This window comes from Pseudomonas putida (assembly GCF_002906855.1).
Lineage (GTDB): Bacteria > Pseudomonadota > Gammaproteobacteria > Pseudomonadales > Pseudomonadaceae > Aquipseudomonas > Aquipseudomonas putida_N.
Genome location: NZ_MINI01000028.1, coordinates 531,686 through 554,320, shown reverse-complemented (window position 1 = coordinate 554,320; position 22,635 = coordinate 531,686). Strand labels below are relative to the sequence as shown.

Annotated in this window: 20 protein-coding genes; 2 read left to right on the top strand and 18 right to left on the bottom strand. The window is 65.8% G+C overall.

Annotated features, from left to right (window positions below):
- Positions 1-8 precede the first annotated feature (8 nt).
- The 9 genes from BGP85_RS02905 to BGP85_RS02865 form a co-directional block, all read right to left on the bottom strand.
- The gene (locus tag BGP85_RS02905) at positions 9-1,616 is read right to left on the bottom strand and encodes a 5-guanidino-2-oxopentanoate decarboxylase (protein WP_103447764.1); all 1,608 of its coding nucleotides are present in this window, start codon (positions 1,614-1,616) and stop codon (positions 9-11) included.
- 10 nt (positions 1,617-1,626) lie between these two features.
- Positions 1,627-3,726, bottom strand: coding sequence for an acetate--CoA ligase family protein (locus BGP85_RS02900; protein WP_103447765.1), 2,100 nt, complete (start codon positions 3,724-3,726; stop codon positions 1,627-1,629).
- A gap of 13 nt (positions 3,727-3,739) precedes the next feature.
- On the bottom strand, positions 3,740-4,900 hold the full coding sequence (locus BGP85_RS02895) for an acyl-CoA dehydrogenase family protein (RefSeq protein ID WP_103447766.1): 1,161 nt from the start codon (positions 4,898-4,900) through the stop codon (positions 3,740-3,742).
- A 36-nt stretch (positions 4,901-4,936) separates the two neighbouring features.
- Positions 4,937-5,728 carry an enoyl-CoA hydratase/isomerase family protein gene (locus tag BGP85_RS02890; RefSeq protein WP_103447767.1) on the bottom strand — a complete coding sequence of 264 codons (792 nt, stop codon included), beginning with the start codon at positions 5,726-5,728 and terminating at the stop codon, positions 4,937-4,939.
- Between the two features lie 253 nt (positions 5,729-5,981).
- Complete coding sequence (locus BGP85_RS02885; RefSeq protein WP_103447768.1) at positions 5,982-7,388, bottom strand: amino acid permease; 1,407 nt, start codon at positions 7,386-7,388, stop codon at positions 5,982-5,984.
- A 126-nt stretch (positions 7,389-7,514) separates the two neighbouring features.
- Positions 7,515-9,767 (bottom strand): ATP-binding protein, encoded by a 2,253-nt coding sequence (locus BGP85_RS02880; protein WP_103447769.1) that lies wholly within the window; start codon positions 9,765-9,767, stop codon positions 7,515-7,517.
- Entirely contained in the window at positions 9,764-10,525 is a 762-nt protein-coding gene (locus BGP85_RS02875; RefSeq protein WP_103447770.1) for a substrate-binding periplasmic protein, read from the bottom strand. The genes BGP85_RS02880 and BGP85_RS02875 overlap by 4 nt, the downstream gene beginning before the upstream one ends.
- Positions 10,522-11,238: a response regulator gene (locus BGP85_RS02870; RefSeq protein WP_103447771.1), complete on the bottom strand. Its 717-nt coding sequence runs from the start codon at positions 11,236-11,238 to the stop codon at positions 10,522-10,524. Before BGP85_RS02870 ends, BGP85_RS02875 begins: the two co-directional genes overlap by 4 nt.
- Before the next feature lie 76 nt (positions 11,239-11,314).
- Positions 11,315-11,962: a TetR family transcriptional regulator C-terminal domain-containing protein gene (locus tag BGP85_RS02865; protein WP_103447772.1), complete on the bottom strand. Its 648-nt coding sequence runs from the start codon at positions 11,960-11,962 to the stop codon at positions 11,315-11,317.
- Between the two features lie 106 nt (positions 11,963-12,068).
- Here BGP85_RS02865 and BGP85_RS02860 point away from each other — a divergent pair, with 106 nt between their 5' ends.
- Positions 12,069-12,824: an enoyl-CoA hydratase-related protein gene (locus BGP85_RS02860; RefSeq protein ID WP_103447773.1), complete on the top strand. Its 756-nt coding sequence runs from the start codon at positions 12,069-12,071 to the stop codon at positions 12,822-12,824.
- Positions 12,825-13,097: 273 nt separating this feature from the next.
- Here the strand turns inward: BGP85_RS02860 and BGP85_RS02855 are convergent, their stop codons facing one another.
- From BGP85_RS02855 to BGP85_RS02825, 7 genes are all read right to left on the bottom strand, one after another.
- On the bottom strand, positions 13,098-14,510 hold the full coding sequence (locus BGP85_RS02855; RefSeq protein WP_258035868.1) for an MFS transporter: 1,413 nt from the start codon (positions 14,508-14,510) through the stop codon (positions 13,098-13,100).
- A 72-nt stretch (positions 14,511-14,582) separates the two neighbouring features.
- Positions 14,583-15,020, bottom strand: a complete 438-nt coding sequence (gene aroQ / locus BGP85_RS02850) for a type II 3-dehydroquinate dehydratase (RefSeq protein ID WP_103447774.1) — start codon at positions 15,018-15,020, stop codon at positions 14,583-14,585.
- 3 nt (positions 15,021-15,023) lie between these two features.
- On the bottom strand, positions 15,024-15,842 hold the full coding sequence (aroE, locus tag BGP85_RS02845; protein ID WP_103447775.1) for a shikimate dehydrogenase: 819 nt from the start codon (positions 15,840-15,842) through the stop codon (positions 15,024-15,026).
- Complete coding sequence (locus tag BGP85_RS02840) at positions 15,839-17,071, bottom strand: CaiB/BaiF CoA transferase family protein (protein ID WP_103447776.1); 1,233 nt, start codon at positions 17,069-17,071, stop codon at positions 15,839-15,841. Before BGP85_RS02840 ends, aroE begins: the two co-directional genes overlap by 4 nt.
- The gene (locus tag BGP85_RS02835) at positions 17,068-17,523 is read right to left on the bottom strand and encodes a MaoC family dehydratase (RefSeq protein WP_103447777.1); all 456 of its coding nucleotides are present in this window, start codon (positions 17,521-17,523) and stop codon (positions 17,068-17,070) included. Before BGP85_RS02835 ends, BGP85_RS02840 begins: the two co-directional genes overlap by 4 nt.
- Entirely contained in the window at positions 17,520-17,918 is a 399-nt protein-coding gene (locus tag BGP85_RS02830) for a VOC family protein (protein ID WP_103447778.1), read from the bottom strand. The genes BGP85_RS02835 and BGP85_RS02830 overlap by 4 nt, the downstream gene beginning before the upstream one ends.
- The gene (locus BGP85_RS02825) at positions 17,915-18,862 is read right to left on the bottom strand and encodes a ketopantoate reductase family protein (protein ID WP_103447779.1); all 948 of its coding nucleotides are present in this window, start codon (positions 18,860-18,862) and stop codon (positions 17,915-17,917) included. Before BGP85_RS02825 ends, BGP85_RS02830 begins: the two co-directional genes overlap by 4 nt.
- Before the next feature lie 93 nt (positions 18,863-18,955).
- Here BGP85_RS02825 and BGP85_RS02820 point away from each other — a divergent pair, with 93 nt between their 5' ends.
- Positions 18,956-19,867 (top strand): LysR family transcriptional regulator, encoded by a 912-nt coding sequence (locus tag BGP85_RS02820; protein WP_103447780.1) that lies wholly within the window; start codon positions 18,956-18,958, stop codon positions 19,865-19,867.
- Between the two features lie 27 nt (positions 19,868-19,894).
- Here BGP85_RS02820 and BGP85_RS02815 read toward each other — a convergent pair whose 3' ends face one another.
- Both BGP85_RS02815 and BGP85_RS02810 read right to left on the bottom strand, forming a co-directional pair.
- Complete coding sequence (locus tag BGP85_RS02815; RefSeq protein WP_103447781.1) at positions 19,895-21,079, bottom strand: M20 aminoacylase family protein; 1,185 nt, start codon at positions 21,077-21,079, stop codon at positions 19,895-19,897.
- Between the two features lies 1 nt (position 21,080).
- Positions 21,081-22,385, bottom strand: a complete 1,305-nt coding sequence (locus tag BGP85_RS02810) for an MFS transporter (protein WP_103447782.1) — start codon at positions 22,383-22,385, stop codon at positions 21,081-21,083.
- Positions 22,386-22,635: the final 250 nt, after the last annotated feature.

Here is a 22,635-nt window from a genome sequence, read left to right as displayed (position 1 = left end):
AGGTGGGCTCAACGCGCGCAGGCGTGCTTGAGCTCGATCAGGGTCACGCCGTTGCGGGCAAAGCCGCCGCGCAGGTCGCGTTGCAGTTCGTCGAGGTTCTGCGGCTGCGCGACCGCGCAACCGAAGGCGCGGGCCAGGCCCGCGAAGTCCGGGTTGCGCGGCAGTACGCCAATGGGCTCGATGTCCAGGTCGAGCATGTCGTCGCGGATCTGCCCCAGCGCGTCGTTGTTCCACAGCAGCACCACCAGCGGGCGGTCCAGCTCCTCGACCGCGGTCGCCAGCTCCTGCGCGGTGTAGAGGAAGCCACCATCGCCCACCAGCACCAGGCCCGGGCGGTCGGCCGTGGCGAACATGCCGCCGATACCAGCCGGCAGGCCGTAGCCGAGGGTGCCGTAGCCAGTCGGATGCAGCCAGCTGCGCGGCGCCCGGCTGCTGAACACATAGTTACCGGTGTAGGCCAGCTGGGTCATATCGGTGCTGATGAAGGCGTTTTCTGGCAGCTCGGCCGCGACCCGCTGCAGGATCGCCTGGTGGATTGCCTGCAAGGGACCGTGGTTCGCCTGCACGGCAGCGCGCAGGCGGGCCACTGCCGCGCTTGCCTGGGCTGCATCGCGCAGGCCGTCCGGCAACTGTTCCAACAGCCCCGCCAGGGTCTGCCGGGCATCGCCGTGCAACGCCAGCGCGCAGGGGTAGAAGTCGTTGAACTTGCGCGGGTCGATATCCACCCGCAGCAGCTCGCCGGTCAGTGGCAGGCGCTCGCGCCAGAAGTCGGTGTCGGCCATTTCGGTGCCGACCGCCAGCACCACATCGGCCTCGGCGATCAGCGCCCAGCCCGGTTCCACGCACAGGGTGGAGCCGGCGTTGAGCGGCGAGTCCAGCGGCGCCAAGCCCTTGCCGGCGACGCTGGTGAACAGTGGCGCCGCCAGGCGTGTGCTCAGCTGCTGCAGCTCGGCACCCGCCTGCAGGGCACCCCCGCCGGCAATGATCATCGGGCGCTTCGCTGCCGCCAGTTTGGCCGCCGCCTGTTGCAGGCTGTCGAGGCAGGCCGGCCCACGTCCGGGGCGGCGCACTACTTCATTGCTCCAGTCTCGCGCCACAGGCGCCGCCAGCACATCCAGCGGCACCGAGATATGCACCGGGCGCGGGCGCTCGCTGTCGAACACGGCATAGGCGCGGGCGATCAGCTCCGGCAGATCTTCGGCCTTCAGTGCCACGGCCGAGAAAGCAGTGATCGGCGCGGTCATGGCGCGCTGATCCTGGGTCTCGTGCAGGCAGCCCCAGCCCTTGCCCAGGCTGGCGGTGTGGTTGACGCTGGAAATCACCAGCAGCGGAATCGAGTCGGCGTAGGCCTGACCGATGGCGGTGGCCGCGTTAGTCACGCCGGGGCCGGTGATCACAAAGCAGACGCCCGGCTTGCCGCTGACCCGGGCATAGCCGTCGGCCATGAAGCCGGCGCCCTGCTCGTGCCGGGTGAGCACATGGCGAATGCCGCTGCCGGGCAGGCCTCGGTACAGCTCCAGGGTGTGCACGCCGGGGATGCCGAACACGGTGTCGACGCCGTAGTTGGCCAGCAGGCGCACCAGCGCCTGGCCGCCCGTGAGTGTGGGGTGGGTCATGTTCATGTCCTTACAGTTGGCCGAGGCGGATCAAGGCATCGACCGCCGTGGTGCCATTGGCACCGACCATCAATGGGTTCACATCCAGCTCCAGCAGCTGGCTGGCGTTTTCGCAGGCGTAGTCGGCCACCGCGCGGATTGCGGCGACCAGTGCATCCAGGTCGGCCGCCGGTTTGCCACGGAAGCCCTGCAGCAAGGCCGCACTGCGCAGGCCGAGCACGGCCTTGCGGATGGCGCCGTCGGTGGTTGGCAGCAGCAGGCTGTTACTGTCCTTGAGCAGTTCGACGAGGATGCCGCCGGCACCGATCACCAGCGCCAGGCCGAAATCCGCCTCGCGCTTGATGCCGACGATCAGCTCCGCCAGTGGCGCGCCGGCCATCGGTTCGAGCAGTACCTGGTCGAAGGCGACGCCCGGCGCGTAAGCGGCGATGCGCGTGCGCATCTGCTCAAGGGCGCGGCTGACGGCTGCCTCGTCGGCCAGGTTCAGCGCCACTGCGCCGGCCTCGGTCTTGTGCGGCAACTGTGCGCTGACGGCCTTGAGCACCAGCGGGAAACCCACCTTTCCAGCATCGGCCAGCGCGTTCTGCGGGCTGCTCAGCACGCCATTCGGAATGGGCAGGCCGAAGCCGCGCAGGGCCTGCTTGGAATCCCACTCGTTGAGCAGGCGGCTGTCACCGGCCAATGGCTGCGGGCACAGTGGCACCAGCGCCGACTCGCCCAGCGCCAGCAAGGCCGGGCGCTGCTGCGCGTAACGGGCAACCCGGCCCCAGGCCGCCAGGCCATCCTCCACCCCTTGCAGCGCTGGCACACCGGCCGCGTGCAGGCGCTCGCGGGCGCTGGCCGGCAGCAATTCGGGGAAGGCCGAGGTGACAAAGCCAGTCTGGCCATGGCGCTTGAGCGCCGCGCAGTACAGCTCCAGCAGCAGGTCGCATTCCTTGCGCTCACCGGTGAACTCGGCGGGGTAATCGAGTACCAGCATCGCCGCGTCGGCGTCGCTGCGCAGCGCGCTGTCGAGCATGCGCGCCTTGGCCGGGCCGTCGCCCCAGATCGCCGTGGTGAAGTCCAGCGGGTTGACCAGGTTGGCATAGGCCGGCAGCACGTGGGCCAGTTCCTCGACCTGGCTGGCGTCCAGAGCCGGCAGGCTCAGCTGGTTGCTTTCGCTGTAGTCGGCGATCAGCCCGGCATCGCCGCCCGAGCAGGCCAGCGCGATCAAGCTGGGGCCCTTGGGCAGGTTGCCGCAGGCGGCGGCCTTGAGGGTTTCGACGAAACTCACCGGGCCGCTGACGCGGATCACTCCCAAGCGCTCGAACAGGCTGTCGTACAGGGCATCGGAGCCGGACAGCGAGCTGGTGTGGCTCAGCGCCAGTTCGGCGCCGATCTGCGACACGCCGGTCTTCAGCGCAACGATCGGGATACCCTTCTCCAGCGCCTTGTGCGCGGCGCGGGCAAAGCCCGGCACGTTCTTCAGGCCCTCCAGGTGCAAGCCGATGGCGGTGACCCGGGGTTCATCGAGCAGCACATCCATCAACTCGGCGATGCCCAGTTGCGCCTGATTGCCGACTGAGGCCATGTAGGCCACCGGCAGCGAGCGGTCGCTCATCGACAGGTTGTAGGCGAAGTTGCCGCTCTGGGTCAGTACCGCCACGCCCTTGTCCACCGCCTTGCCACCGTGGGCCACGGGCCACAGGGCGGCACTGTGCAGGTAGTCGAGCAGCCCGTAGCAATTGGGCCCGAGCAGAGCCATGTTGCCGGCGGCTTCGAGCAGCTGCTGTTGCAGCGCCTGGCCCTCGGCGCCGCTTTCGGCGAAGCCCGAGGCATAGCAGATCGCCCCGCCCGCGCCCTTGGCGGCGAGCTCGGCGACACAGGTCAGGGTCAGTTCGCGGTTAGTGGCGATGAACACCGCGTCCGGCGCACAAGGCAGCTCGGCCACGCTGCGCACGCAGGGCACCCCGTCGATGCTGTCCTGCTGCGGGTTGACCAACCACATCTGGCCCGGGTAGCCGCCCTCGGCACAGCGCTTGAGCGCACGGGCCATGCTGCGCCCGCCGACGAAAGCCAGGTGCCGGGGTGCCAGCAGGCGTTTGAGGTTGTCACGAATGGCTTGCGACATGGGGATGCTCCGGTCAGCGCAGCAGTGGGCGCAGCAGTTCGCGCGAGATGATGTGCCGCTGGATCTCCGAGGTGCCTTCCCAGATCCGTTCGATGCGTGCGTTGCGCCAGATGCGCTCGACCGGCCCCTCGTCCATCAGGCCCATGCCGCCGTAGATCTGCACCGCCTCGTCGGCGACCTTGCCGAGCACTTCGCTGGCAAACAGCTTGGCCATGCCCGCCTCGCCGTCGGTCATGCTGCCCTGATCCATCTTCCAGGCGGTGTGCAGGGTCAGCAATTCGGCCGCGCGGATCTGCGTGGCCATGTCGGCGAGCTTGAACGACACGCCCTGGTAGGTGCCGATCGGCTGGCCGAACTGCTTGCGATCTGCCGCCCATTGCAGCGACACGTCCAGCGCACGCTGGGCCTGGCCGACGCAGTTGGCAGCGACCATGACCCGGCCTGCGGTGAGCCACGCGTTGGCCACGTCCCAGCCCTTGCCGACTTCACCGAGCACCTTGGCGGCCGACACCTTGCAGTCGTCGAAGAACAGCTCGTAAGTGTGGTAGCCACGGTTGCTCACGCATTTCGGGCCACGGCGAATGGTCATGCCCGGGGTGCCACGGTCGACCAGGAAGGCGGTGACGGCATTGCGCTTGCGGCCGTTGTGCTCGTAAGTGTCGGTGACGGCAAAGACGATGGCGAAGTCGGCGTGCCCGGCATGGCTGATGAAGTGCTTGCTGCCATTGATGACGAAGTCGTCGCCTTCGCGCACGGCGCGGGTCTTGATCGAGTTGGCGTCGGAGCCGGCGCCCGGTTCGGTCAGGGCGAAACAATCGGTCTTCTCGCCACGAATGCACGGCAGCAGGTAGTCCTCGACCTGCTGGCCGGTGCAGGCCATGAGGATCTTCGAAGGCCGGGCGACGAACACGTGCAGCGCCCAGGAGACCTTCGACAGCTCGCGCTCGATCAGGGCCTGGGACAGGTAGTCGAGGCCACCGCCACCGACTTCCTCGGGCATGTTGAAGGCGTAGAAGCCGGCGGCGATTGCCTTGCCACGGATCTGCGCGGCGAGCTCCGGGGACACTTCGTCGGCACGGTCCACGGCTTCTTCATGGGGCAACAGCTCCTTGGCGACGAAGCTGCGTACGGCATCCACCAACATTTCTTGTTCTTGGGTCAGTTGGAAATTCATGGCCTGTTCCTGGGTAAGCGGGGAAAGAGAGCGTGCTTATTTGCCGCTGAAACGTGGTGCGCGTTTTTCCGTGGCTGCGCGCAAGGCCTCGGCGCCGTCGGCGCTGCGCCCGCAAAGCAGACCGGCAGCCAGTTCCGCAGCGAGCTGCTCGGCCAGGCTGCGCGAGGCGCCGTCGCGCATCAGGCGCTTGGCCTGGGCGTAGGCGAAGGTCGGCCCCTGGGCCAGGCGCCCCGCCAGCTCGGCGGTGGCGGCGGGCAGTTGATCGTCGGCGACCACTTCACCGACCAGGCCGGCCGCCAGGGCGCGTTCGGCGCCCCACAGTTCGTCGAGGAACAGCAGGCGCTTGGCCTGTTCGCTGCCGATCAGCCGGGGCAGGTGCCAGCTGGCGCCGGCATCCGGCGAATAGGCCATGCTGGTGTAGCCAGCCTTGAACCGAGCCGACTGGGCCGCCAGGCGCAGGTCGCAGCACAGCGACAGGTCCATGCCGGCGCCGACGGCGGTGCCGTTGATGGCGGCGATGGTGGGCTTGTCCAGGGTGTGCAGGCAGTGCATCAGGGCGTGGGCGGTTTCGGTCCAGCCGTAGGTTTCCAGTGCGCCACGGGCTTCGGCTTCGGCCCATTCGGCGAGGTCGGCGCCAGCGCAGAAGCTGCGGCCTGTGCCGGTCAGCACCACCACGCGCACGGCCGGGTCGAGGTTGTACGCCTCGAGGGTGGCGTGCAGCTGCTTCAGGGTGGGGATGTCCAGCGCGTTGCGCTGCTCGGGGCGGTTAAGGGTGATCCAGGCAACGCCGGCTTCAACCTGGGTGAGTAGGGACGACGGAGCGGTCATGACAGGCCTCGGATTATTGTGATTGCTGTGAGAGGTGAGGCTCATGCTAAACGAGTGTTCAACAAGGAGGCAATTGGGGAGGAAGCGGTGTTACAACTTCGAACAAGTGGTGGGAAATGAGGGGTAGAGCAGATCGTGTTTGGGCCACAAGGTGCATGGCGACAGGGTTGCAGCGCCCATGAGATCGAGCGCCGCCCGCGCGGCGCTCGATCTCACAGGCGCTACTAAAACACCGGCGGACACCTGCTGGCCCTCACGCCACCGGAATTTCCAGCCCCACACCCTGACGCTTACGCTGCACCAGGAAATACGCCGCATAGCACAACGCAATGAAGCCAAAGCCCCAGTACAGCGAAGGCCGCTGCGTCTCGTCCATTGCCAGGAACACGAACAGCGAACTGCACAAGGTGATGCACAGCAACGGCACCAGCGGATACAGCGGCGCGCGGTACTTGAGCTCGCTCAACTGGCCGCCATCACGCAGGAACTGCTGGCGGAAGCGGTACTGCGCCAGGGCGATGACGATCCAGGTCACCGTGCCGGACATGCCGCTCACCGCCATCAGCACCATGAACAGGGTGTCGGCGGCGACAAAGCTGGTCATCAGCGACACCAGCGCAAAGCACAAGGTGATGAACAAGGCGCGCAGCGGCACGCCACGGCTGCTCAGCGGCGACAGGCTGCGCGGCGCCATGCCGGTCTTGGACATCGCCCAGAGAATGCGGGTGGAGGCATACAGCCCGGAGTTGCCCACCGAGAGAATGGCGGTGAGGATCACGAAGTTCATCAGATCTGCGGCGTAGGGAATGCCGACCATGTCGAACACCTGCACGAACGGGCTTTCCATCAGCCCGGCCTGCTGCCACGGCACGATTGCCGACAGCACCACAATCGCCAGCACGTAGAAGATCAGCACGCGGAACACCACGTTGCGCACGGCCCGCGGGATGCTCTTTTCCGGCTGGTCGGTTTCACCCGCCGCCACGCCCATGATCTCGCAGCCCTGAAAGGCGTAGACCACGGTCATCATTACCGCGAACACCGCCGACAGGCCATTGGGGAACAGCGAATCGCCGATCAGGTTGGTCATCATCGGCGCCGGCGCCCCGCTGTTCAGCGAGATGCCGCCGAAGATCACCAGCACACCGACGATGATGAAGCCGAGGATCGCCGCCACCTTGATCCCGGAGAACCAGTATTCCGCCTCACCGAAGGCGCGGGTGGCCAGGGCGTTGATGCCGAACAGCACCGCCACGAACAGCGCCGACCAGTACCAGATCGGCACCTCCGGGAACCAGCGCGTCATCAGCATGCCGGCGGCGGTGAACTCCAGGCCCACGGTAGTGGCCCAGCTCATCCAGTACACCCAGCCGATCATGAAGCCGGTGGCCGGGCCGATGAATTTCGTCGCATGGGCCTGGAACGAACCGGACACCGGCATCTGCACCGACAGTTCACCCAGGCAGACCATCACCAGGTACATCAGGAAACCGGCGACCAGGTAGGCCAGGATCGCGCCCACCGGCCCGCCCTGGTTGATGGTCACCCCCGAACCCATGAACAGCCCGGTGCCGATCACGCCACCGAGCGAGAGCATGAAGATGTGCCGGCTCTTCAATGCCCGTGTGAGGTGGATACCTTCAGCTTTACGGCCTTTCATTATTATTATCTCCAATAAGCGTCGAAGACCGCGTTTGCAGCGGTTGCGTCCGATTATTGGAAAGCGATGTAAGGCCCGGTTGATCGTAAAGATCAAAGATGTAAAAAGTCGTAAGGATTTTGTCGCTCAGGCGAGCAGCAGTTCGGCCAGGGTGTTTTCAGCACGCTGTAACTGCTCGTCCAGCAACCGGCCCATGGCTCGCACGCCCGCCTTGTCACGGGCCAGGGCATGCTCTTCCAGCTGGCGCAAGCTCGCCGCCAGTCCGCACAAGCCCATGGAATCGCTGCTGCCGGCCAGCCGATGGGCCAGGTGGGTCACCTCGGTGCAGTCCCCCGCCTCGACCGCTTCCAGCAAGGGCTGGCGCTGTTGCGCCAGGCTGTCTCGCAAACCAGCCAGCAGGCCTTGCAGCTTCTGCTCGCCAAGCAGCGTGCGGTGCGTGCTCAGCAACTCGTGGTCAAGCCAGGCGGACGTGGCCGGCGTTTCCTCCTGACACTGCCCCGCCAGCGCCTGGCGCAGGTTGGCAAGCTTCAGCGGCTTGCCCAGCACCCCCTGCATGCCGGCATCCAGGTAGGCACGCACCAGCCCCGGCTGCACGCTGGCGGTCAGCGCCAGGATGCGCGTATCCCGGTTGGGGGTGGCCCCGGCACGCAGCTGTCGGCACAGCTCCACGCCACTGATGCCTGGCAGGTGCACATCCAGCAGGAGCAGGTCGAAGCGTTGCCGTGTGCACAGCTGCAAGCCCTGCTCGGCATCCTCGGCCAGCCAGACTTCATGCCCGTCACGCTCCAGCAGCCCGCGCACCACCTCACGGTTCAGGGCCATGTCTTCCACCACCAGGATGTGCAGTGGCGCCGTGGCGCGGTCAGCCTCCGCCATGGCTTGGGGCGCTTGTGCCGCCTCCAACTCCAGCTCAAGCCAGAAGCAGCTGCCCTCCCCCTCGCGGCTGCGCACGCCAATCTGCCCGCCCATCTGCTCGACCAGGTGCTTGCTGATCGCCAGCCCCAGGCCGGTGCCGCCATAGCGCCGTGCGACTGCCTCGCTGGCCTGGACGAAACGGTCGAAGATCTTCGGCTGCATCGCCTCGCAGATGCCGATGCCGTCGTCGGTGACGCTCAGGCGCAGGCGTTGCCGCCCGGGCTGCCCCTGCAACACCTGCACTTCGACCAGGATCTCGCCGCCCTCGGTGAACTTGATGGCGTTGGCCAGCAGGTTGCTCAGGACCTGGCGCAGATACTGCTCGGCGCCGTGCTGGTACGCGGCAAGCTGCGGGTCGATGCGGCACAGCACTAGGCTGTCGTTGGCCAGCGCACGGGGTTCGAGCAGGGTGACGACCTCGGCGCACAACTGGCGCAGGGAGAAATCCACGGCCTCGGGACGGCTTTCGCCCTCTTCCAGGCGGGCAAAATACAGCACCTCGTTGAGGATGCTCAGCAGCCCCTCCCCGGCCTTGTACAACGCTTCCAGGCGCTGACGGTCCGGCACCGCGAGCCCGGCGCCGCGCAGCAGTTCGGCCATGCCAAGGATGCCGTTGAGCGGCGTGCGCAGTTCATGGCTCATGGTGGCGAGGAAGCGCGACTTGGCCAGGTTGGCCGCCTCGGCATCGTCCTTGGCGCGCATCAGGCTCGCCGTGCGCCGCTCGACCTGCTTCTGCAGCTCGTCGCGCTTGTCCTGCAAGGCCAGGCGGTCGGTTTCGCGGCGCTCGCTGTCACTGAGGATCGCCCGGCGCATGTCGTCCAGCGCCAGCGCCACGCTGTCGATCTCGTCGCTATGGGGTGAGCGGCGTTTGTTCAGGCGCAGCGGCTCGTGCCATTGCCCGGCACCGATGCGCCGGGCGAAGTCGGCCATGACCTGCAGGTGACGGGTCACCAGGCGATAGAACAACCCCGACAGCGCCAGCGCCAGGCCACAGAGAAACACGCTCATCCACAACAGGCTGGTGAGGCCGGTGGCGAACAGCCGCCGATGCACCGCGCCCAGGTCAGTGCTGACTTCCAGCTCGCCCAGGTGACGCGCTGGCCCTGAAGGTGGCTTGTAATCCAGCGCAAAACGCTCGACCCGCAGCGGCCCCTGCGGGTTCGGCTCACCTTGCTGCAGGGTGAAGTCGGCGCTGTTCAGGCGCACCCGCGCCACATCGGAAAAGTCCACCAGCCCACGCAACTGCACGTTCAACTGCTCCTGGTTCAGGTCCCACAGGCTGCGCTCCAGGCTGGCAAGGTAGCCGGCGCGGATCAGCGCCATGCGCGCATCGATCTCGCGCATCTCGCGGCGGTACTCGAAATACAGCTGCACGCTGCTGGCCAGCACCGTGAAGCACAGGCTGAACAGCAGGATGAACAGCAGCAGCCGGCGCAACAGGCCTCCCGGTTGCAGGCGGTTCATGGCTGGCTGACCATGTCGCGGTAGGTAACCTCGCTTTCATGCAGCCAGCGCTCCAACTCGCCGGCGTCGGTCATCTGCTGCAGTTGCGCGTCGATGTCGGCCATGCGCGCGCTCAACGGCGAGTGGCGCGATACCGCCACGCGCAGGTAATCGACGCTCAGGGCCGGGGGCAGCGCGACGATGTCCTGGGCGCCGGGCAGGTGCTCGACGAACAGCTGGCCGGTGCGCCGCTCCTGGACCACGAAGTCGATGCGCCCGCGAATCAGCTTGCCGAAGTTCTGCCCGCTGTCCGACACCCACTCGATGTTCTGGTGCTGCGCGACGAAGCGGTCGAATGCCGGGCCGTAGCTTTCGCCAAACAGCAGCCCGCCCCGGTACCTGGCCAGGTCTTCGAGCTTGTCGAACTGCAGTGGGTGCTGGCGGTTGGCGAACACCGCCACCTCCTCGCGCAGCACCGGCACCTGCGAGAAGCGCATTGTCTTGGCACGCTGCTCCGAGGTATAGGCCAGTACCACATCCACCCGCCCTTCGGCAGCGTCGAGCAGGCAGCGTTGCCAGTTGCCCAGCACGACCATCTCGACCTGGTAGCCTAACCGCCCGAACAGCTCGCGAACCACCGTCGGCGCCAGCCCGCGCGGCTGCTTGCCATCGCTCCAGGACACCGGTGGGTACACCGGGTAATCGCAGTAGCGCACGGTCTCGGCAGCCTGCAGGGCACCGCTGGCCAGCAGCAGCAGGCCGAACAGGTACTGGCTCACGCGGCCACGCTGGCAGTGAACAGGTAGCCGGCGCCATGGATGGTGATGATCAGCTCGGGCTCGGCGGGGTCATCGTGCAGCTTGCGCCGCAGGCGGCCGACCAGCACGTCGATGGAGCGGTCGTTGGGCACCCACTCACGGTTGCGGATCTGGTCCATCAACTGGTCGCGGCTCAGGGTATGGCCGCTGTTGCGCAGGAACACGCTGAGCAGCTGGAACTCGCCATGGGTCAACAGGGTTTCGCCGCCTTGCGCATCGATCAGGCGGCGGCGGTCGCAGTCCAGCGACCATTCGCCGAACTGCTTCAGGGTGACAGTGGCGACGCTGGCTGGCCGAGCGCCTTGGGCGTGGCGCACGCGGCGGATCAGGTTCTTCGCGCGCGACACCAGCTCGCGGGGATTGAGCGGCTTGCTGACATAGTCGTCGGCGCCGCATTCCAGGCCGACGATGCGGTCGATCTCGTCGTTGCGCCCGGTAATCAGGATGATCCCCACTTCCGAGCGCACCCGCAGCTCGCGGGTCAGGGTCAGGCCGTCCTTGCCGGGCAAGCGGATGTCGAGCATCACCAGCTCTACCGGCTGCTCGCTCAGCAGCGTTTCGGCCTGTTCCGCGGTGGCGGCGCAGTGGACGGTATAGCCTTCCTGGGACAGGTAAGCCTGGAGCAAGTCACGAATCAGCGGATCGTCGTCGACGATCAGTACCTGAGAGGTCATTGCGGGTAGTCCTGAAGCGCCCGAAGGCGATTTTTTTATTAGAGTGGGCCAAGACTAGCGATTGCTGAACGGTCGATCAACAGCCCTCGGTGGCCGAGCTGAAGCGTTGCCGACCGCCGGCCTGCAGGCCATCGACCCAGGCCTCGCAGATCTGCACGCCCTGGGCCGGGGTGAAGGTGCCCGGGTTCAGCCCAGACTCCAGCCACAGGCCGTCGAGCAAGGCGCTGAGGCTGATGGCGGCGAGGTCGGCATCGAAGCGTTCCCAGCCCTCCTCCCGCGCCAGGTCCGCGAGCAGCGTGCGCAGTTCGCGGCGGTATTCGCCGTAGGAATGGTCGTGCGCCAGGTTGATCGCCTCGGCGGTCTTCACCGCACCCCAGAACGCCAGCCAGGCATCGAGCAATTGCGGGTCGAGCAGCTCGGCGCTGAAGGAGCCCCGGAAGAATGCCGACAGCCGTTCGCGGGCATTGGGTGCGACCTGGGCCATGGCCTCGCGCAGCAGTTGCATGACCCGGCCGGTGACCGCCATGTAGGCTTCGGCGACCAGCTCGTCCTTGCCCGAATAGTGGTGGCTGATCAGGCCCACCGAGACGCCGGCTTCGGCGGATATCTTGCGGATCGACGCGCCCTGGAAGCCATGGCGCTTCAGGCAGGCCAGGGTGGCCTCGACCAGATTGGCCTTGCGCAGTTCGGGCAGCATGCGGCTGAAGCGGGCTTCCTGGGTCATGGGTGGCTCTCGTGGATCGCACAGTTGAACGACTGTATAGCAACTCGCCTCGGTCGCGATACCCTGTTTATACTCGGGCACGATAACAACAACAGAGGCACCGCCCATGACCGACCTGATCCACCAGCAGCTCGACGAAGGCCTGCTGACCCTGCGCCTGAACCGTGCGGACAAACTCAACGCCCTGACCAACGCCATGTACACGCGGCTGGCAGAGCTGTTCGAAGCGGCCAACAATGACCCGCAGGTCGAGGTGATCCTGATCACCGGCAGCACCGAGTGCTTCACCGCCGGCAACGACTTGCCGGACTTTCTCGACCAGCCGCCGACCGACCTGCAGAGCCCGGTGTTCCGCATGATGTGGGCGGTGCTGGCGCTGGACAAACCGCTGATCGCGGCGGTTGCGGGGCCGGCGATCGGCATCGGCACCACGCTGCTGCTGCATTGCGACCAGGTGTTGGTCAGCCGTGACGCCAAGCTACGTACTCCGTTCGTGGCACTGGGTGTGTGCCCGGAGTTTGGCGCGAGCCTGTTGCTGCCACAGCTGCTCGGGCATGCGCGGGCGGCGCAGCTGTTGCTGTGCAACCAGGCGCTGAATGGCGAACAGGCCGTGCAGTGCGGCCTTGCGACCGAACTGTTCGACGATGGCGCGCAATGCCTGGCCGCCGCGGTCAAGCTGGCGCGGCGCCTGCAGCAGTTGCCGGCCGATGCACTACGCATCAGCAGGCGTCTGCTCAAGGACGGGCAGCGCGACGCGCTGGCCGCCACAGTGGCCAAAGAAGGCCTGCTGTTCATCGAGCGGCTCAACAGCGATGAAGCAAGGGCTGCCTTGACCGCGATGGTATCGCGCAAGAGTGCCTGAAACGCCCAGGTGATATGCCTGGCATCAACTTACTGCCGACCCGCACCAGCACGCGGCAGGTGTTCTGGCACATCAACACCGGCACGGTCACGCGCGGCGCATGGGCCGGTCGCCGCCTCGTTGCAGGGCATCGACCTGGCCTGGGTGGTGGGGCTGCTGTTCCCGGCAGCGTGCTATTACCGCCTGATGAGCAAGCGCAGGAGCCTGGCAGCTGGCACCGTGAAGTCCTGATAACCGCTGTTGTTGCGGCCACCGGGGTGGCCGCAATGCCAGTCAGGTGCGCAAGACCTGCTCACCGGCATTGCCCGACAGGCGCATGGCATCGACCAGCGCGAGGCAGGCAATCAGCGCTACACCGAGCAGTGCCCAGTGGAAGTCGCTGACGGTGATCCCGCCCTCACCGCCGCGCAGCATCATCGATAGCCGCAGCAGCAGCGCCGCCACGGCAACCCCCAGCGCCATCGCCAACTGGAAGAACATGCTGAACAGCGTAGACGCCTCGCCCATCTGCGGCTTGGGCACCTCGGAAAAACCGACGGCGTTGTAGGTGGTGAACTGCATCGAACGTGACAGCCCGCCAATGAACAGCACCAGCGCCATCCAGTACCACGGCATGCCCTGCTGCAAGCCCAGGCAGGCCAGGATGCTGCCGACACCGATCACGCCATTGACCAGCAAGACGCGACGGAAACCATAACGGCGCAGCAAGCCGGTGGTGAACGGCTTCATCGCCAGGTTGCCAGCAAAGATCGCCAGCACCAGCAAGCCGGCATCCAGCGGTGACAGGCCAACGCCGACCTGCAGCAACAGCGGAATCAGGAACGGCAAGGCGCTGATCGACAGGCGGAACAGCGTACCGCCGACGATGCTGGCCCTGAACGTGGCGATGCTCATGGCCGCCAATGGCAACAGCGGTGCCGGGTGGCGCTGGCAATGACGAATCGCCAGCAAGGTCAGCAGCCCGCCCAATGCCACCAGTGCCGCCCCGCCAGGCAGGCTGCCAGCGCCCAGCGAACCGAGCATTTCCAGGCCGATCAGCCACGCGGCACAGGCCGACGCGAGGAATGCGAAGCCGAGCAGGTCGAAGCGGCGTGCTTCGCTGGGGCGGCCAGCGGGAATCAGCCACCACGCTGCCGCAATGGCCAGCACGCCAAGCGGTATGTTCAGGTAGAAGATCCACGGCCACGACAGGTGGGTGACGATCAGCCCACCGATGGGCGGCCCCAGTACCGGCGCTACCAGCCCGGGCCAGGTGATCACCGCGAGCATCTTCACCAGGTCCTGCTTCTCGGTGGTGCGCAACACCACCAGCCGGCCGACCGGCACCATCAGCGCACCGCCGATGCCTTGCAGCACCCGTGCGGCGATGAAGGTCTCCAGGTTGGCGGCCAGGCTGCAGAGCCACGACGCCAGGGTGAACAGGCCGATGGCCCCGGCGAACACCTGCCGGGCACCAAAGCGGTCGGCCACCCAGCCGCTGAGCGGGATGAACACCGCCACCGCCAGCAGGTAGGCGCTGATACCGATGTTCAGGCTGACCGGGTTCTCGGCGAAGTCACTGGCCATCTGCGGCAGCGCCGTGGCAATGACGGTGGCGTCGAGGTTTTCCATGAAGAAGGTAATGGCCACCAGCAAGGCGATGAAGGTGGTTTGCCGAGAGGGGTTCGCGACTGCGGGGGTGGTCAAGCTGACAAATCCTCCTGAATGTGGCGAGCCTCCATTGCCGGAGCGGGCTTGCCCGCTCCGGCAGCGAGACTGTCAGATCATCTTCAACGCCGCACGCAGCGCCAGCAGGTAGGTCTCGACGCCAAATCCGCAGATCTGCCCGCGCACCACCTCGGCAAACACCGAGTGATGGCGGAACGGCTCTCTGGCATGGATGTTCGACATATGCACTTCAACCACCGGCGCCTCGACAATGGCCAGTGCGTCACGAATGCCGTAGCTGTAATGGGTCCAGGCCCCGGCATTGATCAGCACTGCATCCACCCCGTCCTCATAGGCACGATGGATGCGCTCGCACATTGCACCTTCGTAGTTGGTCTGGAAGCACTCGACCCGCGCACCGAGTTCCTCGCCCAGCGCCTGCAGGGCCTGATCGATGTCGGCCAGGGTGGCTGTGCCGTACTGGCGCGGGTCGCGCTTGCCGAACATGTTGTGGTTGATGCCGTGCAGCATCAGGACATTGGCGGCCATAGCTCACTCCAGGGGGATGGTCAGGCGATCGATCACGGCACGGGTTTCAGGCCGCACCCCGCGCCACCAGGCAAACGCCTCTGCCGCCTGCTCCACCAGCATGCCGACGCCATCGGCCAAGCGCGCTACACCGTGCGCCTGCGCCATGCGCAGGAACGGTGTCAGGCCTTTGCCGTATGCCAGCTCATAGGCCAGGCGCGCCTCGCCCAGCACATCCGCGGGCAGCGGCGGCAACTCACCGGTCAGGCTCGCGGAGGTGGCGTTGACCACGATGTCGAAGGCTTGCCCCTCCAGTTCCTCATAACGGCTGATGCGCAGCCGCGGATGATCCAGTTCGTTGCGCAAGGTCAGCGCCTTGGCCATGTCGCGGTTGGCGATCACCAGCTCACGCGGCCCGGCCTGCAGGAACGGCAGCAAGGCGCCGCGCACCGCGCCGCCGGCACCGAGCAACAGCACCCGGCGATTGCGTAGCGGTTCGCCGAGGTTCTGCTCGATATCGCGCAGCAGGCCGATGCCATCGAAGTTCTCGGCGTAGATACTGCCATCCTCGAACTTCAGCGCATTGGCCGCCCGTGCCAGTTGCGCCCGCTCGCTGCGCCGGTCGGCCAACTCGAAGGCGCGCAGCTTGAACGGCGCGGTGATGTTCATGCCCAGCCCGCCCTCGCTGCGCAACTGCAATACCTGGGTCTCGAAGCCTTCAAGCTCGCCTTCGATGGCGCCGTACTCCAAGGCCTGGCCAGTGGCCTCGGCGAACAGGCCATGGATCAGCGGGGACTTGGTGTGGTTGATCGGCCGGCCGATCACTGCATAGCGGTCGCTCATCGTGCATCTCCGTGGGTGAACAGCACACCGTCTGCCTGCATGGTGGTGATTTCTTCAGGGCTGAAACCAAGGGCCGCAGCCACCTCGGCGTTGTGCTGGCCAAGGTCCGGGGCCACCTGGTGGATCGTGGTGTCACAGTCGGAAAAACGGAACGGCAGGTTGGGCAGGCGCAAGGTACCGTAGCGCGGGTGCTGCTGTTCGATGACCATGTTGCGCGCCTGGATCTGCGGGTCGGCGAGCACCTCGTCGATGCGCTGCACTTTGGCACTGGGGATGTCGATGCCGTCCAGCAAGTGCAAGATATCGGCCACCTGGCGGGCGCCGACCCAGTCGCGGACCACGGCCAGGATCGCCTGGCGATGGGCATTGCGACCGTTGAGGTTGTGGTAGCGCTGGTCGCTGCCAAACCCGCTCGGGCCGCCATTGGCTTCGAGCATGGCGGCAAAGCGTTGCCAGGCATCATCGACCTGAGCGGCGATCACCAGGTCGCCATCGGCGGCGCGGCACACGCCGTACAAGGTCGAGGTGGGCATGTCATGGCCGGTCTGCTCGGGCAGCACGGTGCCATCGGACAACGTGTAGCATTGCACCGCGTACTCATGCATCGACACCAGCGTGTCGTACAGGGCCATGTCGATGTGCTGCCCACGGCCGCTGCTGACCCGGCCCAGCAGCGCCGCATTGATTGCCGCCACGGCATGGATGCCGGTGTACATGTCGCCCAGCGAAATGCGCAGCAGCGGCGGTGCTTCGCCGGGCACGCCGACCATCTGCATGATTCCGCTCTTGGCCTCGGCGATCAGCCCGAAGCCAGCGCGATGGGCGTCCGGCCCGGTGTGGCCGTAGGCGGAAATCGAGCAGTACACCAGGCGCGGGTTGCGCGCCGCGAGCTCGGCATAGCCCAGGCCCAGCTTGTCCAGAGCGCCGGGGCGGTAGTTTTCGATGAACACGTCGGCCGAATCGGTCAGGCGCTGCATGAAGGCTTTGCCACGCGGATCCTTCATGTTCACGCTGACGCCCTGCTTGCCCATGTTCAGTTGCAGGAAGTAACCGCTCTGCTGATCATCCAGGGTGAACGCGTGCTGGCGGCCGGCATCGCCGCTGCCCGGCCGCTCGACCTTGATCACCTCGGCGCCCAATGCTGCCAGGCAGCGCCCGACATAGGGGCCGGCGAGGAAGTGGCTGTAGTCGATGACGCGAATACCCGCCAATGGCAATGCCTGGCTCATGCTGCTGCCCTCCGCGGCACCATCAGCCGGTGCTCGCCGCGCTGCACGACTTCGCCGTGCTGGTTGATCAATTCCGATGGCAGCACCACGATGCCCCAGCCCGGCCGACTGTTGCTCGGGCGCATCGCCCCCACGCGCATGCGCACGTGCAACACATCGTTGACCTTGATCGGCAGCACGAAGTCCCAGGTCCAGCCCAGCGACATGCCCGGCAGGAAACGGTACTCGCACTGGGTCTTCAGGCCGTCGGCAATCGACAACCCGAACAGGCCGTGGGCGACCAGGCAGCCGAAATGGCTGGCGTTGGCGTACGCCTCGTCGACGTGCACCGGGGTGTGGTCCCCGGTCAGGTCGGCGTAGGCCAGGATGCGTTCGCGGGTCACGATGTAGGTGGGGCTGATGCATTCATCGCCCTCGCGGGCATCGTCCCAGTATTTTTCCACCACGCTCATGCCTGCACCTGCGCACGGGGGTCGATGGCCAAGGCCTGAGCCACGCATTTCGCGGGCATCGCCTGGATGAATTCCACGGCCAGGCCGTCGGGCAGGCGCAGCCAGTTACGCCCTTGGGGCATCTCGCTGACGCCGAAACGCTGGGCCGCCGCCAATGCGGCTTCGAGGTCCTCGCACATGATGCCCAGGTGCGCCATGCGCCCTTCCGGGCCAGCAAAGTCCGGCTGGTGGATGAACTGCAGGCCACCGAGGGTCCAGTACTGCGCGGGGCGCTCGACGTCGCCCTGCACTTCGCGCATGGTCATGCCGCACACTTCGCTGAAGAAACGAATATGCCACTGGATGTCCCGCACCCAGAACGCGACATGTTCGAGGTAGGCTTTTGGCTGGCTCATGGGTTTTCCCTCTTCTGGTGATCGGCCATGGCGCGTTCGATGCCCTTGATGCAGGCCACCAGGGTTGCGTTGACCGGTGTGGCCACGCCATGGCGCTGGCCCCAGCGCACGACGGAGCCGTTGATGAAGTCGATTTCGGTGATCGAGCCTTTTTCCAGGCTTTGCAGCATCGAGGTGCGAAAGCTCGCCGGCAGGCCTTCGGCGGCCAACGTCCAGGCGGCCTCGGGGCTGGTCAGGCTCAGGCGAATACCGGCGCGCTCGGCCACGGCGATGGCCTCGGCCACGGCGGCCTTGGCGGTGCTTTCCAGCAGCGGCTCGCTGTACAGCTGGCCGTAGCTGAGCATGGTGATGCCGCTCAGCGCGCCGGTGGCGACGTTTACCAGCAGCTTGTCCCACATGGTGCCGAGGATGTTGTCGCTGACCGTGGTGGCCAACCCGGCGCCGTTGAAGGCTGCGGCAATCGCCTGCACACGGGGTGTGAGCTGGCCGTCCAACTCGCCGATGAAGGTCTGCTTGCCCGCCACACCGGCACGGATCGAACCCGGCGCCAGGAGCACTCCACCGACGTAGGTCTTGCCGGCCAACACCCGCTCGCGCCCTACTGCCTCGGCCAGGATGTCCTCGTGGCCCAGGCCGTTCTGCAACGACAACACCAGCGTCTGCGGCCCGATCAGCGCGCTGGCGCCGGCAATCGCCTCGGCGGTGTGGAACGACTTGACGAGCACCACCACCAGGTCAGCCACGCCGACGTCTTCGGCGTCGATCGCCGCATTCACCCGCACGTGGCGCTCGCCGCGTTCGTCCTGCACCTGCAGCCCGTGCAGGTTCATGGCCTCGACATGCGCACGGCCACGGTTCAACAACCAGGTTTCATGCCCCGCCTCGCTCAAGGCCGCGCCAATGGCGCAACCCAGGGCACCGGCACCCAGAATGCAGATTTTCACGTCGCAGACCTCCTGTGGTTTGCGACTACCTTATGCAGTGAGGGTTATTTGGGCTATATAATAGCCTCAATAGTACTATTGAGATTCGCAATAATGACCTCGCTGGAGCCCTTGCCGGAACCCAAGCTGTTGCAGTTGTTCGAGGTGCTCTACCAGTGCCGTAGCGTGACCCGCGCCGCCGAGCAGCTAGGCCAAAGCCAACCGACCATCAGCATTTGGCTGGCGCGCCTGCGCGAGCAGTTGCACGACCCGCTGTTCGTGCGCACGCCGGGTGGCATGGCCCCTACCCCACGGGCCGACCAGTTGATAGGGCCGTGCCGGGAAGTGCTGGAATCGCTGCGCCGCCTGAGCGACTGGGAACCGCAGTTCATGCCGGCCACGGCACAGCGGCGCTTTCGCCTGTGTGTCAGCGATGCCAGCCATATCACCTTGCTGCCCAGCATCCTCAACCATTTGCGCAGCCACGCCCCGGGCATTCGCCTGGAAGCGGCGCGGATCGATGGCAATACCGAGGGCGCGCTGGAATCGGGTGAGGCAGACCTGGCCATCGGCTTCGTACCCGGGCTTGGCGCGGGCATGTATCAACAGGTGCTGTTCGAACAGGACTGGGTTTGCCTGAGCAGCGCACAGCATCCGCGGTTGGGCACTGGCATGAGCGTGGCTCGCTACCGTGCCGAGGGGCACGTGCAGATCAGTGCCGGGACCGGGCAGAAGCTGCTCGAAACAGGCCTGGCACGGGCCGGGATCGAGCGCAGGAGCATGCTGGAACTACCCGGGTTTCTCGGCTTGGGGATGATTGTCGGCACCACCGACCTGGTCGCCACGCTACCGCGGCACATCGGCCAGACGCTTGCCGACATGCACGGGCTGAGGCTGCATGACTGCCCGTTTGCAGTGGAGCGGTTTACCGTCAAGCAACATTGGCACGCGCGGTATCATCAGGATGGTGGCAATCGCTGGATCAGAGGCGTGATCCGCGAGTTGTTCCAACAGCCGCCAGCCTGATGCTATGGATAGGCGTTTTTTTGCAACTCAACTCAGGTAGTCCTGGACCCATTTCACCCAGCACTCAGCGCCTATCTTCACCAGCGCATCGTTGAAATCGTAGTGCGGGTTATGCACCGAGCAGCCATGGAACTCGCCAATACCGTTACCCAGCATGAAATAGCAGCCTGGCCGTGCCTGCAGCATGTAGGCGAAGTCTTCGGTGCCCATGACTTTTTTCGGCATCTTGTCCAGCAGCGCACCGTCATCGAACAACGGCCTCAGGCTTTCACGCAGCAACGCGCTCTCCTGGTCGCTGTTGCACAGCGCCGGCGCCAACTGGGTAAACTGCACTTCGATCTGCACGCCGAAGCTTTCTGCGTGCCCCTTGACCAGGGCGTCAATGCGGCTGTTGATTTTCTGCTGGGTTTCGGCCGTGTCGGTGCGCACGCTCAGCAGCATGCAAGCCTCATCGGGGATGATGTTGTAGACCGTGCCGGCCTGGATCATGCCAATGCTGATGACCGCGTATTCCTCGACGCTCAGGTTGCGCGACTTGATGGTCTGGACGGCGCTGATCAGGCTGTTCAGCGCCATCACCGGGTCGACCGAAAGCTCCGGCATCGCGCCATGGCCACCCTTGCCGGTGACCCGAATGCTGACGCGCTGCGAAGACGCCATGGTTGGCCCGGCCTGCACCACGCAGGTGCCCACCGGCAAGCCGGGCATGTTGTGCAGGGCGTATACCGAATCACATGGAAAACGCTCGAACAGGCCGTCGTCGAGCATCGCCCTGGCCCCGGCCAGGCCTTCTTCATCCGGCTGGAAGATGACATTCAAAGTGCCATTGAAATTGCGCGTGGCCGCCAGTTGCGAAGCGGCTGCCAGCAGGATTGCGGTATGCCCGTCATGGCCACAGGCATGCATGCGACCGGGGATCTTGCTGGCATGGGCAAAGGGGTTTTTCTCGGTCATGGGCAAGGCGTCCATGTCTGCGCGCAAACCGATGCTGCGCGGGCTGTTGCCCACCTTCAACACGCCGACCACACCATGCCCGCCGACGTTGCGATGCACTTCGTAGCCCCACGCCTGAAGTTTGTCGGCCACCAATGCGGCCGTGTCGGGGGTGTCGCCGCCAAGTTCCGGCGCGGCGTGGATCTGTCGGCGCAGCATGACGAACTCGTCCAGCGCCGCGGCCTCGCACCGAGGCGGGTTGCTCAGGAACGTACCCATGTCATTCGCATCCTTTGTTTTCAGGGAAATAGTTGAGGCAGACCAGGCTGACAACGCCACCGCCCAAGAGGAAATAGGCCGGCGCCATCGGGGTTTGCAGCGCGGCGATCAGCCAGGTAGCCACCAGCGGCGCGAAGCCGCCGAAGAGCGTCACGCCCAGGCTGTAACTGACCGAGGTACCAAAGGACCGCCGGGCTTTCGGGAAGCCCTCCATGATCAGTGCGAAGAACGCGCCCGCGCCGATGCACGTCGGCAGGATCAGCACGGCGACGCACATCATGGCCAGGCCCATGTCACGTACCTGCCCGAGCAGGTAGAACACTGGCAGGATCAGCACTACCGGCGTGGCCACCGTCCACGCCAGCAGGCGCTTGCGCAGTTGATACTTGTCGGCAAATTTGCCCGCCAGCGGACAGATGACCGCCATGCAGCCGCTGCTGATGCAGGCGATCGCCATGGCGCTGCCAGGCGGATACTGCAACGTGGTGGTGAGGTAGGTGGGCATGTAGAACACCAACAGGTACATGCCGATGGTCGAACTGGCCATCAGGCCGATGCCCAGGGCGATGCGCTTGAGCAGTTCGGCATCGAGCCCTTGGCCACCGTGGGACACTGGTGTCGCCTCGTGGGTTTCTGGCAGGCGCGTGCGAATGTACCAACCGACTGGGCCGATCAGCAGCCCGACTATGAAGGGCACCCGCCATCCCCAGCTTTCCAGGGCTACGGGGTCGAGCAACTGGTGCAGCGCAAAGCCGAAGCCGGCGCCCACCAAGGCAGCATACCCCTGGCTGGCGGCCTGCCAGCTGACGTTCCGGCAACGGTTGCGCAGCGCACTCGATTCCATGAGGAACACCGATGCAGTCCCGACCTCCCCGCCTGCCGACATGCCCTGAATGAGCCGGCCGACCACCAGCAGCAGCGTGGCGAAAATGCCAATCTGCGAATAGGTGGGCGCAAAGGCGATCAACGCTGTACCCAGGGTCATCAGGCCAATGGTAAGGCTCAAGGCGGCCTTGCGCCCATGCCGGTCGGCGTAGCGGCCGATGACCATCGCCCCGATCGGGCGCATCAGGAAGCCCACACCAAAGGTGGCCAGCGACATCAACAACGACGCCGTCGCCGATTCGGAAGGGAAGAAATGCTTGCCGATCAGCACGGCGAAGAAGCTGTAGATGGTGAAGTCGTACATTTCCAGCGCATTGCCCAGCGAACAGGCGATCAAGGTCTTGCGCGAGGAAGGCACCCCCTGCGCGGCGCAATGCGCGCCCGGCTGCACGGCGGTCGATACGGGTAGCGGTGTTGTCATTGTTTTCTCCGATGGCAAATCGCGGCGTGCAACGACTATCGGCCAATCGGGCAATCAACACACTTGCAGTTTGGGCATGTAAATAACCGCGGGTTAAGCGCCCCGTGCAGGTGCCGGCCAATATGCCCTGAGCTGGCGCACTGTTTGCCGTGCCGGTGCCCGCTGCCCCACTAGCGCGCACCGATCCGCACACCGAACGCTGGCGTGTCGGGTGTTCACGGCCGCTCTGCAGCAAGCGTCCCCGCCCAGA

Bases quoted from the DNA above. Each gene is read 5' to 3' on its own strand.
- BGP85_RS02905 (WP_103447764.1), bottom strand. From the start codon at position 1,616: ATGACCCACCCCACACTCACGGGCGGCCAGGCGCTGGTGCGCCTGCTG.
- BGP85_RS02900 (WP_103447765.1), bottom strand. From the start codon at position 3,726: ATGTCGCAAGCCATTCGTGACAACCTCAAACGCCTGCTGGCACCCCGG.
- BGP85_RS02895 (WP_103447766.1), bottom strand. From the start codon at position 4,900: ATGAATTTCCAACTGACCCAAGAACAAGAAATGTTGGTGGATGCCGTA.
- BGP85_RS02890 (WP_103447767.1), bottom strand. From the start codon at position 5,728: ATGACCGCTCCGTCGTCCCTACTCACCCAGGTTGAAGCCGGCGTTGCC.
- BGP85_RS02885 (WP_103447768.1), bottom strand. From the start codon at position 7,388: ATGAAAGGCCGTAAAGCTGAAGGTATCCACCTCACACGGGCATTGAAG.
- BGP85_RS02880 (WP_103447769.1), bottom strand. From the start codon at position 9,767: ATGAACCGCCTGCAACCGGGAGGCCTGTTGCGCCGGCTGCTGCTGTTC.
- BGP85_RS02870 (WP_103447771.1), bottom strand. From the start codon at position 11,238: ATGACCTCTCAGGTACTGATCGTCGACGACGATCCGCTGATTCGTGAC.
- BGP85_RS02865 (WP_103447772.1), bottom strand. From the start codon at position 11,962: ATGACCCAGGAAGCCCGCTTCAGCCGCATGCTGCCCGAACTGCGCAAG.
- BGP85_RS02860 (WP_103447773.1), top strand. From the start codon at position 12,069: ATGACCGACCTGATCCACCAGCAGCTCGACGAAGGCCTGCTGACCCTG.
- aroQ (WP_103447774.1), bottom strand. From the start codon at position 15,020: ATGGCCGCCAATGTCCTGATGCTGCACGGCATCAACCACAACATGTTC.
- aroE (WP_103447775.1), bottom strand. From the start codon at position 15,842: ATGAGCGACCGCTATGCAGTGATCGGCCGGCCGATCAACCACACCAAG.
- BGP85_RS02840 (WP_103447776.1), bottom strand. From the start codon at position 17,071: ATGAGCCAGGCATTGCCATTGGCGGGTATTCGCGTCATCGACTACAGC.
- BGP85_RS02835 (WP_103447777.1), bottom strand. From the start codon at position 17,523: ATGAGCGTGGTGGAAAAATACTGGGACGATGCCCGCGAGGGCGATGAA.
- BGP85_RS02830 (WP_103447778.1), bottom strand. From the start codon at position 17,918: ATGAGCCAGCCAAAAGCCTACCTCGAACATGTCGCGTTCTGGGTGCGG.
- BGP85_RS02820 (WP_103447780.1), top strand. From the start codon at position 18,956: ATGACCTCGCTGGAGCCCTTGCCGGAACCCAAGCTGTTGCAGTTGTTC.
- BGP85_RS02815 (WP_103447781.1), bottom strand. From the start codon at position 21,079: ATGGGTACGTTCCTGAGCAACCCGCCTCGGTGCGAGGCCGCGGCGCTG.
- BGP85_RS02810 (WP_103447782.1), bottom strand. From the start codon at position 22,385: ATGACAACACCGCTACCCGTATCGACCGCCGTGCAGCCGGGCGCGCAT.